The sequence below is a fragment of the Hydrogenophaga sp. PBL-H3 genome, from assembly GCF_010104355.1.
GTDB lineage: Bacteria > Pseudomonadota > Gammaproteobacteria > Burkholderiales > Burkholderiaceae_C > Hydrogenophaga.
The window spans coordinates 2,723,199-2,739,614 of the sequence record NZ_CP044972.1; the positions used below are offsets into that span (position 1 = coordinate 2,723,199).

At 65.7% G+C, this 16,416-nt stretch carries 11 protein-coding genes and 1 tRNA gene; 4 read left to right on the forward strand and 8 right to left on the reverse strand.

The window, feature by feature from the left end; genetic code table 11:
- Window positions 1-68: 68 nt before the first annotated feature.
- The 8 genes from lon to F9Z44_RS12565 all read right to left on the reverse strand — a co-directional run bounded on the left by lon (window position 69) and on the right by F9Z44_RS12565 (window position 11,415).
- Window positions 69-2,501, reverse strand: a complete 2,433-nt coding sequence (gene lon / locus F9Z44_RS12530; protein WP_159606612.1) for an endopeptidase La — start codon at window positions 2,499-2,501, stop codon at window positions 69-71.
- Window positions 2,502-2,604: 103 nt separating this feature from the next.
- Complete coding sequence (gene clpX / locus F9Z44_RS12535; RefSeq protein ID WP_159606614.1) at window positions 2,605-3,870, reverse strand: ATP-dependent Clp protease ATP-binding subunit ClpX; 1,266 nt, start codon at window positions 3,868-3,870, stop codon at window positions 2,605-2,607.
- A 115-nt stretch (window positions 3,871-3,985) separates the two neighbouring features.
- Complete coding sequence (gene clpP, locus F9Z44_RS12540; RefSeq protein ID WP_159606616.1) at window positions 3,986-4,603, reverse strand: ATP-dependent Clp endopeptidase proteolytic subunit ClpP; 618 nt, start codon at window positions 4,601-4,603, stop codon at window positions 3,986-3,988.
- Between the two features lie 183 nt (window positions 4,604-4,786).
- Window positions 4,787-6,097, reverse strand: coding sequence for a trigger factor (gene tig, locus F9Z44_RS12545; RefSeq protein WP_159606618.1), 1,311 nt, complete (start codon window positions 6,095-6,097; stop codon window positions 4,787-4,789).
- Between the two features lie 82 nt (window positions 6,098-6,179).
- Window positions 6,180-6,266, reverse strand: a tRNA-Leu gene (locus F9Z44_RS12550).
- A gap of 104 nt (window positions 6,267-6,370) precedes the next feature.
- On the reverse strand, window positions 6,371-7,012 hold the full coding sequence (locus F9Z44_RS12555; RefSeq protein ID WP_159606620.1) for an aspartate/glutamate racemase family protein: 642 nt from the start codon (window positions 7,010-7,012) through the stop codon (window positions 6,371-6,373).
- Between the two features lie 112 nt (window positions 7,013-7,124).
- Complete coding sequence (locus F9Z44_RS12560) at window positions 7,125-10,289, reverse strand: efflux RND transporter permease subunit (protein WP_159606622.1); 3,165 nt, start codon at window positions 10,287-10,289, stop codon at window positions 7,125-7,127.
- Between the two features lie 7 nt (window positions 10,290-10,296).
- Window positions 10,297-11,415: an efflux RND transporter periplasmic adaptor subunit gene (locus tag F9Z44_RS12565; protein ID WP_159606624.1), complete on the reverse strand. Its 1,119-nt coding sequence runs from the start codon at window positions 11,413-11,415 to the stop codon at window positions 10,297-10,299.
- A 118-nt stretch (window positions 11,416-11,533) separates the two neighbouring features.
- Here F9Z44_RS12565 and hpnC point away from each other — a divergent pair, with 118 nt between their 5' ends.
- The 4 genes from hpnC to bchO all read left to right on the forward strand — a co-directional run bounded on the left by hpnC (window position 11,534) and on the right by bchO (window position 16,411).
- Window positions 11,534-12,484 carry a squalene synthase HpnC gene (hpnC, locus tag F9Z44_RS12570; protein WP_159606626.1) on the forward strand — a complete coding sequence of 317 codons (951 nt, stop codon included), beginning with the start codon at window positions 11,534-11,536 and terminating at the stop codon, window positions 12,482-12,484.
- 175 nt (window positions 12,485-12,659) lie between these two features.
- Window positions 12,660-13,646 (forward strand): magnesium chelatase ATPase subunit I, encoded by a 987-nt coding sequence (gene bchI, locus F9Z44_RS12575; protein ID WP_236574114.1) that lies wholly within the window; start codon window positions 12,660-12,662, stop codon window positions 13,644-13,646.
- A gap of 24 nt (window positions 13,647-13,670) precedes the next feature.
- The gene (locus tag F9Z44_RS12580; RefSeq protein ID WP_159606631.1) at window positions 13,671-15,494 is read left to right on the forward strand and encodes a magnesium chelatase subunit D; all 1,824 of its coding nucleotides are present in this window, start codon (window positions 13,671-13,673) and stop codon (window positions 15,492-15,494) included.
- A gap of 11 nt (window positions 15,495-15,505) precedes the next feature.
- Window positions 15,506-16,411, forward strand: a complete 906-nt coding sequence (bchO, locus tag F9Z44_RS12585; protein ID WP_159606633.1) for an alpha/beta fold hydrolase BchO — start codon at window positions 15,506-15,508, stop codon at window positions 16,409-16,411.
- Window positions 16,412-16,416 lie beyond the last annotated feature (5 nt).

The window sequence follows — 16,416 nt, forward strand, 5'->3', positions numbered from 1 at the left end:
TTGTCTGCCGGAAGCTGAAATTCTAACCTAAAAACGAAGCCTCTTTCAAGCCCCCTCAATTTTTTTGATCAATGTTTCACCGCGTCCTGCCCAGGCGTGGGCGTGCGCGTGGAAGCCGCGGCAATCTGCGCCGCCACTTCCTCGTCGGTCAGTGGAACGGGTTGACGCTCAAGTGCGATGGCCAGCACTTTGTCGATCCATTTCACTGGCACGATCTCAAGCCCTTGCTTCACGTTGTCCGGGATGTCGGCCAGGTCCTTGACGTTCTCTTCCGGGATGATCACGGTCTTGATGCCGCCACGCAAAGCAGCCAGCAACTTCTCTTTTAAACCGCCGATCGCCGTGACCTCACCGCGCAAGGTGATCTCTCCCGTCATCGCCACGTCGGCCCGCACCGGGATCCCGGTGATCGACGACACCAGGGCCGTGGTCATGGCAGCGCCCGCGCTCGGACCGTCCTTGGGCGTGGCGCCATCGGGCACATGGATGTGGATGTCACGCTTGTCGAACTGCTCGTCCTTGATGCCCAGCATGCGGGCACGGCTGCGAACCACCGTACGTGCAGCTTCCACGGACTCCTTCATGACATCGCCCAGCGAACCGGTGCGCGTGATGATGCCCTTGCCCGGCATGATCGCGACTTCGATGGTGAGCAGATCGCCACCCACTTCCGTCCACGCCAGACCGACCACCTGACCCACCTGGTTCTGTGCTTCGGCACGGCCATAGCTGTACTTGCGCACACCCAGAAAATCATTGAGATTCTCGGCATCCACGATCACGGTGGGTGTGTACTTCTTGAGCAGCAGACCCTTGACCACCTTGCGGCAGATTTTGGAGAGTTCACGCTCCAGCGAACGCACACCGGCTTCGCGGGTGTAGTAGCGAACGATGTCGCGCACTGCCTCCTCCTTCACCTCAAGCTCACCCTCTTTCAGGCCGTTGTTCTTGAGCTGCTTGGGCAGCAGATAACGCATCGCGATGTTGGTCTTTTCCTCTTCGGTGTAGCCGGAGAGGCGAATCACTTCCATGCGGTCCAACAGGGCCGGCGGAATGTTCATCGAGTTCGAGGTGGCGACGAACATGACGTCGGACAGATCGAAGTCGACTTCGACGTAATGATCGCCAAAGGTATGGTTCTGCTCGGGGTCCAGCACTTCGAGCAACGCGCTGGAAGGATCGCCCCGGAAGTCGGTGCCCAGCTTGTCGATCTCGTCGAGCAGAAAGAGCGGATTGCGCGTGCCGACCTTGGTCAGGCTCTGCAACACCTTGCCCGGCATCGCACCGATGTAGGTGCGGCGGTGACCACGTATCTCGGCCTCGTCGCGCATGCCACCCAAGGCCATGCGCACGTACTTGCGCCCGGTGGCCTTGGCCACCGACTGCCCGAGCGAAGTCTTGCCCACGCCGGGTGGGCCGACCAGACACAGGATGGGTGCCTTGACCTTGTCCACGCGCTGTTGCACAGCGAGATACTCAAGAATGCGGTCCTTGACCTTCTCGAGACCGTAATGGTCTTCGTTGAGCACCGCCTCGGCGTGCGCGAGGTCGTGCTTGATCTTGGTCTTCTTGCTCCAGGGCAGGGCCACCAGCGCGTCAATGTAGTTGCGCACCACCGTGGCCTCGGCCGACATGGGTGACATCAGCTTGAGCTTCTTGAACTCGGCATCGGCCTTCTTGCGCGCTTCTGCGGGCATCTTGGCGGCCTTGATCTTCTTCTCGATCTCTTCGATATCCGCGCCCTCTTCGCCTTCGCCCAGTTCCTTCTGTATCGCCTTGACCTGTTCGTTCAGGTAGAAATCGCGTTGGTTCTTCTCCATCTGGCGCTTCACGCGGCCACGGATTTTCTTGTCGACGTTGAGGATGTCGACCTCACGCTCAAGCTGCTCGAACAAATTTTCCAGGCGTTTGTTGACCGGATCCAGATCAAGCACCACCTGTTTGGATTCGAGCTTGAGTGGCAGGTGCGCGGCGATCGTGTCGGCCAGGCGGCCAGGGTCGTCGATGCTGGAGATAGAAGTCAGGATCTCCGACGGGATTTTTTTGTTGAGTTTGACGTACTGGTCAAACTGCTGCATCACAGCGCGGCGCAGAGCTTCCAACTCATTCGACTGCGTGTCGGCACGCTCAACAGCCGGATCAACCGGGCTCACGCTGGCAATGAAGTGGCTCTCGCCATCGCGAATGGCCAGCACCTTGGCGCGCTGCACGCCTTCCACCAGCACTTTCACGGTGCCATCGGGCAGCTTGAGCATCTGCAAGATGGTGGCCACGCAGCCCATCTCGAACATGTCTTCGGTCGACGGTTCATCCTTGGCCGCCGCCTTCTGCGCCACCAGCATGATGCGGCGTTCGGACTCCATGGCCGACTCAAGCGCCTTGATGCTCTTGGGTCGACCCACGAACAGCGGAATGACCATGTGCGGGAAGACCACCACATCGCGCAGGGGCAGCAGCGGCAATTCAACCGGGGAACTGGGGAGAGGGGTTTGTCCGGACATTTCAACCTCGACTAAAACAGATAACTGGGGTTGGTGCGGGCGATATCAACCGGACGCATCGCTAAGGGGCGCTGCCTGCAGCGCCCGTCGTCGCAGGCCCAGATCAGGCCTGCTTGGCCGCCTCGCGATAAACCAGCAGAGGAGGCTTGTTTTCATCGATCGTGGATTCATCCACCACGACCTTCTCGACATTGTTCATGCTCGGGAGTTCGAACATGGTGTCAATCAGCGCGTTTTCCAGGATCGAGCGCAGGCCGCGGGCACCGGTCTTTCGCGCCAGCGCCTTGCGGGCAATCGCCTTGAGCGCGGCTGGACGTACTTCCAGCTCGGCGCCCTCCATGGCCAGCAGGCGCGAGAACTGCTTGACCACCGCGTTCTTGGGTTCGGTCAGGATTTCGACCAAGGCGTCTTCACTGAGTTCAGACAGTGCAGCGATCACGGGCACGCGGCCGACCAGCTCGGGAATCAGGCCGAACTTGATCAGGTCTTCGGGTTCGATTTCCTTGAAGGCTTCGGTCAGGCTGCGCTGCTTCTTGCTCTTGACTGTGGCGCCGAAGCCGATGCCCGACGCTTCCGTGCGGTTCTCGATGATCTTTTCCAGGCCGGCAAACGCGCCCCCGCAGATGAACAGGATGTTGGTCGTGTCGACCTGCAGAAAGTCCTGGTTGGGGTGCTTGCGACCGCCCTGGGGTGGCACCGAGGCCATGGTGCCCTCAATGAGCTTGAGCAAGGCCTGCTGCACGCCTTCGCCCGACACGTCGCGGGTGATGGAGGGGTTGTCGGACTTGCGGGTGATCTTGTCGATTTCGTCGATGTAGACAATGCCCTGCTGCGCGCGCTCGACGTCGTAGTTGCAGCTCTGCAGGAGCTTGGCCACGATGTTTTCGACGTCTTCACCCACGTAACCGGCTTCGGTCAGCGTGGTGGCGTCGGCCATGACGAACGGCACATTGAGCATGCGCGCCATGGTCTGGGCCAGCAGCGTCTTACCCGAGCCTGTGGGCCCGATCAGCAGGATGTTGCTCTTGGCCAGCTCCACATCGTCCTTTCGGGCGGTCTGCTTGTGGCGCAAACGCTTGTAGTGGTTGTAGACGGCCACGGCCAGCGCGCGCTTGGCGCCCTGCTGGCCGATCACGTAGTTGTCAAGGTTGGACTTCAGGTCGGAGGGCGTGGGCACATCTTCGCCAGAAGCCTTCACCGACTCAAGGCCGGGCAACTCGTCACGGATGATGTCGTTGCACAGGTCGATGCATTCGTCGCAAATGAACACCGAGGGGCCGGCGATGAGCTTCTTGACCTCGTGCTGACTCTTACCGCAGAAGGAGCAGTAGAGCGCTTTTTCGCTGGAGGCGGCTTTTTTGTCGGCCATAGGGGAAGGTCAGGTGAAACAGTAAGAACAATGATAGATCAAGCCTTCCGGGAGCCAAACCCGGGAAAAGTGCCTTTATGGGCACTGTCTCCCGCTTTTCGCCGCTCGGTCGGAATCAGTTCGCGCTCGGTCGTTTGTCGATCACTTTGTCGATCAGGCCGTACTCAGCCGATTCGGTGGCGGACATGTAGTAATCGCGCTCGGTGTCTCGTGCAATGCGTTCCAGAGGCTGGCCGGTGCGTTCGGCCAGGATCTTGTTGAGCTGCTCGCGGGTTTTGAGGATCTCGCGGGCCTGGATCTCGATTTCGGTCGCCTGACCTCGGCTGCCGCCCGACGGCTGGTGGATCATGATTTTGGAATTGGGCAGCGAGAACCGCTTGCCTTTGGCACCCGCCGCCAGGAGGAACGCGCCCATGCTGGCCGCGAAACCGCAGCACAGGGTGGACACGTCGGGTTTGATGAAGTTCATGGTGTCGAAAATCGCCATGCCGGCACTCACCGAACCACCGGGCGAATTGATGTAGAACGAAATGTCCTTGTCGGGGTTTTCGCTTTCCAGGAAAAGCAACTGCGCCACCACCAGGTTGGCCGAATGGTCGTTGACCTCGCCCACCAGGAAGATCACACGCTCCTTGAGCAGGCGCGAATAGATGTCGTAGGCGCGCTCTCCGCGACCCGAGGTTTCGATCACCATGGGCACCATGCCCAAGCCTTGAATGTCCATTGCGCTCATGCGTTTCTCCATGTGTTGTTGCATTGCCGTCTCACTACTGTAACCAACCCACTGTGGCCGTATGCACACAAGGGCGATGGCGTTTGAGGCGCCAAACCGGGTCAGTTGGTCGCACGTGGGGTTCAAACCGGCGAAAAAAAGGGCGGATCGCTCCGCCCTCCGCGATCAGGCCCGGCAGGCCGATCAGTTCTGAGCCATCAGTTCGTCGAAGCTGACCGCTTTTTCGGTGATCTGGGCCTTGGACAACACAAACTCGGTCACGTTGTTTTCGATCACGATGGCTTCGACTTCGGCCATGCGGCGGTTGTCGCCCTGGTACCAGCGAACCACGTCGGCCGGCTTCTCGTACGAGGCGGCCAGTTCTTCGATGTGGGACTTGATCTGCTCGGGCTTGGCGTGCAGTTCATTGGCGCGCACCAGTTCGGCCACCACCAGACCCAGACGCACACGGCGCTCAGCCTGCGGGCGGAACAGCTCTTCGGGGATCGGGGCCTTCTCTGCGTCCTTGACACCACGCTGCTTGAGATCAGCGCGCGCGCCTTCGACCAGGCGGTCGAGTTCGGACTGGACCACCGACTTGGGCAGGTCCAGTTCAGAGGCAGCGATCAGCGCGTCCATCACGGACTGCTTGTTGCGCGACTGCAGGCGGAACTTGACTTCGCGCTCCAGGTTTTTCTTGATGTCGGCGCGCAGGCCATCGACCGTGCCGTCGGCAATGCCGAGCGACTTGGCCAGGGCTTCGTCCACTTCGGGCAGGTGGGCGGCTTCGAGCTTGTTGACCGTGACCAGGAAGTCGGCGGTCTTGCCGGCCACGTCCTTGCCGTGGTAGTCCTCGGGGAAGGCCAATGGGAAGGTCTTGCTCTCGCCTTGCTTCATACCGCGCACGGCGTCTTCGAATTCCTTGAGCATCTGGCCGTCGCCGACGATGAACTGGAATGCTTCGGCCTTGCCGCCTTCGAACGGCTCGCCGTCGATCTTGCCGGCGAAGTCGATGGTGGCGCGGTCGCCGTCCTGGGCCGCCTGGTCTTGCGCGCGTTGCGCGAAGGTGCGTCGCTGCTTGCGCAGGATGTCCAGGGTGCGGTCGATGGCGGCTGCGTCAACTTCTGCCGAGACCTTGTCCACCGTGGCGGTGGCCAGATCACCGATCTTGACTTCGGGGTAGACCTCAAACACCGCGTCGAACGTCAGTTCGCCTTCGGGCGCGCCTTCTTTTTCGGTGATCTTGGGCTGGCCGGCCACGCGCAGCTGCGCTTCGTTGGCGGCGGTGGCGAAAGCCTCACCGACCTTGTCGTTCATCACTTCGTAGTGAACCGAATAACCGTAGCGCTGTGCGACCACGTTCATGGGCACCTTGCCCGGACGGAAACCGTCCATCTTCACATCGCGAGCCAGACGCTTGAGGCGGTTTGCCACCTCGTTCTGGATCACATTGGCCGGCAGCGACAGCGTGATCTTGCGCTCAAGCTTTTCCAGGGTTTCAACGGTCACGGTCATGGTTCTCTCCAAAGGGGTGATGCCCAAAAATGGCGGTTCGGCCAGCCTGCCTGGACGAACCGGGGGATGCATGTGTCTGTGGTGGTGCGCGGGGGGGGACTCGAACCCCCACACCATTGCTGGCGTCAGGACCTAAACCTGGTGCGTCTACCAATTTCGCCACCCGCGCGCCTGGTTGGGGTTTCCGGCCCGGCGCAGATGGCTCTGCGCTGCACCTTGTCCTCCTCACGGCAACCTTAGATTGTAGCCCCTGAGTGCGGCAGCCCCCGACGTTCAGGCCCCCAGTCGATGGCGCAGCATGCGCACGGCGCTGCCTGGCGTGGTGAGCACCGGCATGTCCAGCGCACGGTGCACTGCCATCTGCGCGCGCGCCATGCTGAACTGCGCCAATGCGATCACCTCGCAACCTTGCCCGGCCAACCACCGCGCGGCCTCGACCACCAGCGCGTCGTGCGCCGCGGTGTCGCCCCGGTTGAGCGCCTCCAGCGCGCCGTCGGCCAGGCGGGTCATCAGCTCGGTGCCGGCCGGGAACTCGGGCGGCATCGATTCGAGCGTGGGCCCGAACGAAGCGATCAAGCCCACGCGCCCACCGTGTTCCACGGCATCGGCCACCATGGCTTCGTTGGGCTTGAGCACCGGCATGTGAGGGCGGCGCTGTGCGACCGCCTCGATGCAGGGACCAAAAGCCGAGCAGGTGAACAGGATGGCCTGTGCTCCCGTGCGCTCGGCGTAGGCCGACAAGTCTTCGAAGCGCTGGTGCATCGTGGCGTCCAGCCCGGCGCCGTTGCGCGCCAGATCGGCCGAGAGGCTGTCGTCGAGCAGGTTCATGCGAAGCGCCTCGGGCCAACGGCGTTCCAGCTCTTCATTGATGGGCGCCACGGAGTGCGCCAGCGCGTGGATGAGGGCAATTCGCATGTTGATCGCTTTGACGTGTTTTGGGTGGGCGCATTGTCGAGCAACCCGGGTTTTCTCCGCAGGCGCTGGCCATCGGCAGCCATGGCGCTCACGAGCCCGCGAGGTGCATCGTTCAAAGGGCTTCGGGTTCCCTCTTCACCCGGAACCAGGCCGCGTACATCGCAGGCAACGCCAGCAGGGTCAGCACGGTGGCCACCACCAGGCCCCCCATGATCGCCACTGCCATCGGCCCCCAGAACACACTGCGCGACAGCGGAATCATCGCCAGCACCGCCGCAGCGGCGGTCAGCACGATGGGCCGCATGCGCCTCACCGCCGATTCCACCACCGCATCCCAGGCCGGCACACCGCGCGCGCGGTCCTGCTCGATCTGGTCGATCAGGATCACCGAGTTGCGCTGGATCATGCCCATGAGCGCGATCACGCCCAGCAGCGCCACAAAACCGAACGGCCGGTTGAGCAACAACAATGCACCCGCCACGCCAGCCAGACCCAGCGGGCCGGTGAGGAACACCAGCACCGAGCGGCTGAAGCTCTGCAACTGCAGCATGAGCAAGGTGAACACGATGAACAGCATGAGCGGGATACCGACCGCGATCGACGACGAGCCCTTGCTGCTCTCGGCCACGGCGCCCGCCACCTCGATGCGGTAGTCGGCCAGGCCCCGCGCCGCCCAGCCGTCGCTGATCTTTTTCAGCACCGGCTGCAGCTCGGCCGTGACGGTGGCACCTTGCAAGCCCTCCACCACATCGCCCTGCACGGTGATGGCGTAGTCGCGGTTCTCGCGCCAGAGCACGCCGGGCTCCCAGCCAAACACCGGCCTGGCAATCTGCAGCAACGGAATGCTCTGCCCGCTGCTGGTGGGCAGGTTGGCGTTGGCCAGGTCGGAAATGGCGTCGCGCTCGTCCAGCGGCTGGCGCAGCACGATGTCGATCAGTTTGTCGCCTTCGCGGTACTGACCCACCGTGCTCCCTGAGAGCAAGGTGCGGGCGGCCTGCGCGATCGACTGGCTGGACACACCCAGCGCACGCGCCTTGGCCTGGTCCACCTCCAGCCGCAAGCGCTTGACCGATTCGTTCCAGTTGTCGTTGACGCCGCGCATGTTGCTGTTGGCGCGCATCGCCACCTTGACCTCGTCGGCCAGGGTGCGCAGCTGCGTGGGGTCGGTGCCGACCACGCGGAACTGCACCGGATACGGCACGGGTGGGCCGTTGGGCAGCAGCTTCACACGCCCGCGCAGCTCGGGGAACTCGGTCGCCAGCAGGGCCGGCAGCGCCTTGCGCAGGCGCTCACGGGTCTTCAGGTCTTGCGGCAAAACGATGAGTTGCGACACGTTGGTCTGCGGGAAGATCTGGTCCAGTGGCAAATAAAAGCGCGGCACGCCCGAACCCACCCAGGCGCTCACGCTGGTCACACCCTCTTCGGCCGTCATGCGCGCTTCCAGCCGCTTCGTCACCTCGTCCATGGCCTTGATGCTGCTGCCCTCGGGCAGCCACACGTCCACCAGGATCTCGGGCCGGCTCGAATCCGGAAAGAACTGCTGCTGCACCTGGCCCATGCCGACAATGCCCAGCGCGAAGGTCAGCACGGTGGCACCGATGGTGATCCAGCGGTGCTGCACGCACCAGTCCACCACGGCACGGAAACGCACATAGAACGGGCCGTCGAATACTTCGTGAACCTCGCCCACGTGCGGTTTGACCTTGAGCAGGCGCACACCCAGGTAAGGCACGAAGAACACCGCCACCACCCACGAGAGCAGCAGCGCAATGACGGTCACCGCGAAGATCGCGAAGGTGTATTCACCCGTGGTGGAGTTGGCCAGGCCAATCGGCAGGAAACCGGCGGCCGTGATCAGCGTGCCGGTGAGCATGGGCATGGCCGTGGCCTCCCAGGTGAAGGTGGCCGCGCGCACCATGCTGTAGCCCTCCTCGAGCTTTCGCACCATCATCTCCACCGCAATGATCGCGTCGTCCACCAGCAGGCCCAGCGCGATGATCAGCGAACCCAGCGAAATCTTGTGCAGGCCGATCTTGAAGTAGTTCATGGCCAGAAAGGTCATGGCCAGCACCAGCGGAATCGTGATGAACACCACCAGGCCGGGGCGCATGTCCAGGGTGTAGCCACGCAGGCCCCTGCTGCCGGCGCGCTTGTGCAGGCCGAGCGCCAGAAAACTCACCACCAGCACGATCAACACCGCTTCGATCAGCACCGAGACAAACTCGTTGACGCTGCGCGTCACGGCACTCGGCTGGTCTTGCACCTGGGCCAGCACCATGCCGGCGGGCAGCGTGGCTTCGATGCCGGCCACCGTGGTCTTGAGCGCCTTGCCCAGCGCAACGATGTCGCCGCCCTTGGCCATTGAAATGCCCAGGCCGATGCTGTCCCGTCCGTTGTGGCGCACCAGCACCTGCGGCGGGTCCACATAGGCCAGGCGGATGTCGGCAATGTCGCCCAGGCGGATCTGGGTGCCGTTGGTCGCGCGGATCGGCATGGCGCTGAGTTGCTCCACCGAATTGAACGCACCGGCCACGCGCACCTGCACCACGTCCTGCGGCGACTGCACCGCACCGGCCGAAGCCACCGCGTTCTGCTGGCCCAGCGCGTCAAACACCTGCTGGAGGTTCAACCCCAGCACCGCGAGCCGTTTCTGCGAGATCTCGATGAACAGCTTCTCGTCCTGTGCGCCGAAGAGCTCGACCTTGCTCACATCGGGCACACGCAGCAGCTGCTGGCGCACGTTGTCGGCCACCTGCTTCTTGTCGGCGTATGAGAAGCCATCACCCTGCAGCGCGTAGATCACGCCGAAGACGTCGCCGAACTCGTCGTTGAAGAACGGCCCCACCACGCCCTGGGGCAAGGTGGCCTGCATGTCGCCGATTTTCTTGCGCGCCGTGTACCAGATCTGCGGCACCTCCTTGGGCGGCGAAGAGTCTTTCAGCTGAAAGATCACCAGCGTTTCGCCGGGCTTGGAATAGCTGCGAATCTTGTCCGCGTACGGCACCTCCTGCAGCGTCTTCTCGATGCGGTCGGCCACCTGCTCAGCCACCTGCTCGGCGGTGGCGCCGGGCCAGTAGGCCCGCACCACCATGGCGCGAAAGGTGAAAGGCGGGTCTTCGTCCTGGCCGAGCTGGAAGTAGGCTGCCACGCCCAGCACCATCAGCACGATCATCAGGTAGCGGGTGAAGGCCTGGTGGTCCAGTGCCCACTGCGAGAGGTTGAAGCGGGAGACCCAGGTGGCGGCCTGGTCGGCGGAGGCGTAGTCGGACGAGCTCATGCAGTCCTCACTTCGTCGCAGCGCCAACGAAACGCGTGACCTTCTGCCCCGGCGACAACACATGCACGCCAGCGGCCACCACCTCGTCGCCCGGCTTCAAGCCCGAGGCAATCACCATCTCGTTGCCGTCGGCGCCGGCCACCACCACCGGGCGCGGCTGCACCGTGCTGCTGGCGGCGTCGAACACCCAGACCGCGCTGCCGCTGCGGTCACCGGCTTCCGAGCGCATCAGCGCCGAGGTTGGCAGCTTGATCGCGGCGGTGGGCGCACCGGTCGGCGCCACCATCGTCACGTAGGCCGTGGCGCCCAACGGCGTGGCGGCACCTTCAGGCAAGGCCAGCTTCACCTGGTAGGTGCGGGTGACCGGATCGGCACTGGCCGCCACTTCACGCACCACGGCATCCAGCGGCGCGGATGCACCCGCTGGCGCACCGGGAGCGCCGGCCCACAGGCGAACCTGCGCAGCCTGCCCCACGCGCAGCAAGGCCAGCCGGTCTTCGGGCACCGCGAACACCACGTCGCGAGCACCATCGCGCGCCACGCGCACCACCGGCGCGCCCGCCGCCACCACCTGACCCACTTCCGCATCCACCGCAAGCACCACGCCGGCACCGTCGGCCAGCAGGCGGGCATAGCCAGCCTGGTTGCCCTGCACGGCACCCTGGGCGCGCGCCTGGCGCAGCGTGGCATCGGCCGACTTCAGCGTGGCCTGGCGACGCTCGATCTCGGCCCCGCTCACGAAGCCCTGGGCCAGCAGCTCCTGAAATCGCTTGAGGTCTGCCGCGGCCAGGTCGCGCTGCGTTTGCGCCGAGGCCACCTGGGCCTGGGCCGCCTGGCTGGAGAGCGCGAAATCCTGCGCATCCAGCTGAGCCAGCAATTGCCCCGGCTTCACACGCTGCCCCACCTCGGCCGGGCGCTGCACCAGCTTGCCCCCCACCCGGAAGCCCAGGCGCGACTCGGTGCGCGCGCGCACCTCGCCGGCGTATTCCGTCCGCGCCCCCAGGGGGCTGGCGTCCACCGTCATCAGCTTGACCGAGCGAATCGGTTCGACCGACGCGGGTCGAGGAGAACAGGCCGCGAGTGCAAACGTGGTGGTCATGATCAAGACAAAGTTCGGCGTTTTCATGGCGGTCTGGACGAGGTGAGAATGGAAGACACGCGGCACAGTCGGGCACCGGCAGCGCCCGTATATTACTGACTGACCGGTTAGTAATCAAAATTATCGATCAAAAGCCCCCAGGTTCATGACGCAACCCGCCCACACCGATCAGCCGCCGCCCCATGGCGGCTCCACGCACGACCCTGCGCCGGCGCAGGCCACCGCACTCGGCGCACTGGGCGGCGGCGTCGAGCACTACGAAAATTTCCCGGTGGCGTCGTGGCTCTGCCCACCCAGGCTCAGGCCCACGATCGTGGCCATCTACCGCTTCGCCCGCACTGCCGACGACATCGCCGACGAAGGCTCTGCGCCCGCCGCAGCGCGGCTGGCCGATCTGACCGCGTACCGCACCGAGCTGGCAAGCTGCATCACCAGAGCCGCAGGTGGCACTGTGCCACCCTCGCCAGAGCGCTGGCCTGCCGTGTTCGGACCACTGAGTCTGGCCATCGCGCGCCACGCGCTGCCGGTTCAACTGCTGCACGACCTGCTGAGCGCTTTCGAGCAGGACGTGCGCTACACCGAACAACAACACCGCTACGCCAGCACCGAGGAACTGCTCGGCTACTGCCGCCTCTCCGCCAACCCGGTGGGGCGCCTGCTGCTGCACCTGTATGGCGTGCACGACGCGCGATCGCTGCAGCAAAGCGACCAGATCTGCAGCGCACTGCAACTCATCAACTTCTGGCAGGACATCAGCCGGGACTTGCCCAACGGGCGCTGCTACCTGCCCGCCGACACCTTGCGGCGCCAGGGCCTGGAGGTGAGCGATTTCGAATCGCCCCTGGGCGATCCCAGGCCCGCCCAGCAGGCGGTGGTGGCCGAACTCTGCGCCTACGCGCGCGGCCTCATGCAGCTTGGCGCACCGCTCGCGCGCCGCGTGCCGGGGCGCGCTGGCTGGGAACTGCGGCTGGTGGTCCAAGGTGGCTTGCGCATCCTGGATCGCATTGCCGAGCAGGACCACCGCAGCTGGCAGATCCGCGTGAAGCTGCAGCGCGCCGACCTGCCCCGGCTGCTGTGGCGGGCACTCTGGATGTGACGACGCGCGCACCTTGAATCGCGCAGGTGACACAGTGCGAGCGGGAGTCGCTGAAAAGCCACTGAATGCCGGTTGCTCCGTACAAGCTCTGGGGTGGCGCGCACAACCCCTGTGCCATACTGATTTCCCTATGGCACAGGCATTCCCTTTCTCCGCGATCGTTGGTCAAGACGAGATGAAAACGGCGATCCTGATCGCCGCCATCGACCCCAGCATCGGAGGGGTTCTGGTCCTCGGTGACCGGGGCACCGGCAAGTCCACCGCGGTACGGGCGCTGGCCGCCCTGCTGCCGAGAATGCGGGCCGTCAACGGGTGCCGCTACAGCTGTGACCCGGCCGACCCCGCCAGCCGCTGCGCCGACTGCGCCTCGCTTCGCGCACCCGACCAGCCGCCCGCCAAGACCCACCTCGTTCCCGTGCCCGTGGTCGACCTGCCGCTGGGCGCCACCGAAGACCGCGTGGTCGGTGCGCTCGACCTGGAGCGGGCCCTGTCGCAAGGTGTGAAGGCTTTCGAGCCCGGGCTGCTGGCCCAGGCCAACCGCGGCTTCCTCTACATCGACGAGGTCAACCTGCTCGAAGACCACCTGGTCGATCTGCTGATCGACGTGGCGGCGTCGGGCGAAAACGTGGTGGAGCGCGAGGGCCTTTCCGTGCGCCACCCTGCGCGCTTCGTGCTGGTGGGCAGCGGCAACCCCGAAGAGGGCGAACTGCGGCCGCAGTTGCTCGACCGCTTTGGCCTCTCGGTGGAAGTGAAGACGCCCGAGCTGCTCACCGAGCGGATCGAGGTGGTGCGCCGGCGAGACGCCTTCGAGCAGGACCGCGAGGCTTTCATCGCGAGCTGGCAAAAAGAAGACGAACGCATCCGCCGCAAGCTGGTGGCCGCGCGCAAGCGGCTGCTGGAGGTGGTCATTTCCGACGCAGCGCGCGAGCGCGCTTCGTCCCTGTGCATGGCCCTGGGCACCGACGGCCTGCGTGGCGACCTCACGCTCATTCGTGCCGCGCGTGCCATGGCCGCGCTCAACGGCGACGCCAGCGTCACCGATGCCCATTTCAAACGCGTGGCCGGCCCCGCCTTGCGCCACCGCCTGCGCCGCAACCCGCTGGACAACGCGGGTTCCACCGCGCGTGTCGATCGCGCCGTCGCCGAACTGATGGGCGCTTGAGCGCAGGGTTCGGGCGCAAGATCGATGCTCGACACCCTGGCGCTCCCCAAGCTGAACGCTGACGCGGCCCTGGTTGCGGCTTTGCTGGCGGTCGACCCGGCAGGCCTGGGCGGCGTTGCATTGCGCTCACCCGCCGGCCCCTTGCGCGACGCGTGGCTCACGCTGCTGCGCCAGTGCCTGCCCGAGCCAACCCCCATGCACCGTGTGCCCGCGCACGCCACCGACTCGGCCCTGCTCGGTGGGCTCGATCTCGCCGCCACGCTGCAGGCCGGCAGGCCGGTGGCACAGCAGGGATTGCTGGCGCGCTGCGACGGTGGTGTGTTGTTGCTGGCGATGGCCGAGCGCGTGAGTGCCGGTGTGGCCTCACAGCTCAGCGCAGTGCTGGACACCCAGGTGGTGGCCCTGGAACGCGACGGCCTCACGCAGCGCCTGCCGGCGCGCGTGGCGCTGGTGGCATTCGACGAAGGCGCCAGCGACGAAGAGCAGATGCCCGCCACGCTGCTCGACCGCGTGGCGTTTCACCTGCCGCTGCAGGCCGCCGAGTCCGACGACGATGCTGCGGTGGACTGGACCTGCGCCGAGATCGAAGCCGCGCGCGCGCTGCTGGCCCGGGTAAGCGTGCCCGAGAGCGTGGTGCAGGCGCTGTGCGCGGCTTCGCTGGTGTGGGGTGTGAACTCCATGCGCGCACCCTTGCTTGCGGTGCGTGTGGCGCGCGCCGCGGCAGCGCTGTCTGGCATGGACGAGGCCGAAGAAGTGCACGCCTCGCTGGCGGCGCGGCTGGTGCTGGCGCCACGCGCCACGCGCGTGCCGGCAACACCCGCTGAGGAAACCGACGACACACCTCCGCCACCGGCCGAGGCGCAAGAGCCTGCACCCGACGAAGACGACGCGCAGGACACGCCACCGCCTGATGCGAAACAGGATGCGCTGGACCACACACCCGACGAAGAAGAAGCCCCAGGCGCACTGGACGACCGCCTGATCGAAGCGGTGCGCGCGGCCATTCCGCCAGGCCTGCTGGCCGCGCTGCAGATGGGCCAGGCGCGGCAGGCGCGGGCCGCCGCAGCGGGTCGATCGGGCCAGTTGATGAAGAACCAGAACCGCGGCCGCCCAGTGGGCACGCGCAGGGCCGAACCCCGCTCGGGCGCACGCCTGCACATCCTGGAAACGCTGCGCGCGGCCGCGCCCTGGCAACGGCTTCGACAGCAAAAAGCCGACGGCCCGCGCCGCATCCAGGTGCGGCGCGAAGACTTCCACGTGGTGCGCTTTCGCCAGCGGCGCCCCACCACCACGCTGTTCGTGGTCGACGCCTCCGGCTCGGCTGCGCTGCACCGGCTGGCCGAAGCCAAAGGCGCGGTCGAGTTGCTGCTGGCCGAGTGTTATGTGCGGCGCGACAAGGTGGCGGTGCTCGCCTTTCGTGGCACTGGCTGCGAACTGCTGCTGCCCCCCACGCGCTCACTGGCGCGCGCCAAGCGCAGCCTGGCCGCCCTGCCCGGTGGCGGCGGCACGCCACTGGCTGCCGGCATTGAAGCCGCGCGCGAACTTGCAGTGCAGATCGGACGGCAGGGCGAGACCGCGGTGGTGGTGGTGCTCACCGACGGTCGCGCCAACATCGCTCGCGACGGCACGGCCGGCCGTATCCGGGCCACCGAAGACGCGCTGGCCGCCGCCAGCGACTTCCGCCAGGCCGGCCTATCGGCCCTGCTCATCGACACCTCGCCGCAACCCGGCGAGGCCTCGCGCCTGATGGCCGAGCGCATGGGTGCCACCTGTGTGCCGCTGCCGCACGCGGGTGCGGTCGGCCTGTCCCAAGCGGTGCGCCTGGCCACCGCGCCAGGCGTCCGCTGAAGACCGCAGCCATGGGCCAGGGCCTCGACTGGAAACGCGACGGCCCCCAATGGCCACACCACGATCTGAGCCGTTTTGTGTGGGCCGCCGGCCTGCAATGGCATGTGCAGCGTTTTGCCGGCCCGGCCCATGCGCCCTGCCTGGTGCTGCTGCACGGCACCGGCGCTTCAACGCATTCGTGGCGCGACCTCGCCCCTCTGCTGGCCGCGCGCTTCGAGGTGGTGACCATGGACCTGCCCGGCCACGCCTTCACCGGCATGCCCCCCGCCGGTGTGGGCTCGCCGCAGCTCTCGCTGCCCGGCATGGCGCGCGCGGTGCATGGGCTGATGCAGACGCTGGCCATCAGCCCGGCCATGCTGGTGGGCCATTCCGCCGGTGCGGCGGTGGCGGTGCGCATGTGCCTGGACGGCCTGGCCACGCCGCGCTCGGTGCTCGGTCTCAATGCCGCGCTGATGCCGCTGGGTGGTCTGGCGGGTCGCCTGTTTTCACCCGTGGCCAAGCTCATGGCCTCCGCCCCGTTTGTGCCTCGCCTGTTCGCGTGGCACGCCAACGAACCGGCCGTGTTGCAGCGCCTGCTCCTGAGCACCGGCTCCACGCTGGACGCCACCGGCACGGCCCTCTACCGCCAGCTCGTCAGCAGTCCCGAACACGCCGCGGGTGCGCTGGGCATGATGGCCAACTGGGACCTCGATTCGCTCTGGCGCGACCTGCCCCGCCTGGCCGTGCCGCTGGACCTCGTGGTGGGTGAGCGCGACCGCACCGTGCCGCCCGAGCAGGCCACGCGCGCGATGGGCCGGCTCTCGCCCGCGCTGAACGCGCAATACCTTCAGCTCGATGGCCTGGGACATCTGGCGCACGAGGAGCAGCCCGACACCGTGGCGCGGCTGATTGCCGAACGGTTCGATTCGCGCGCCTGAACGAG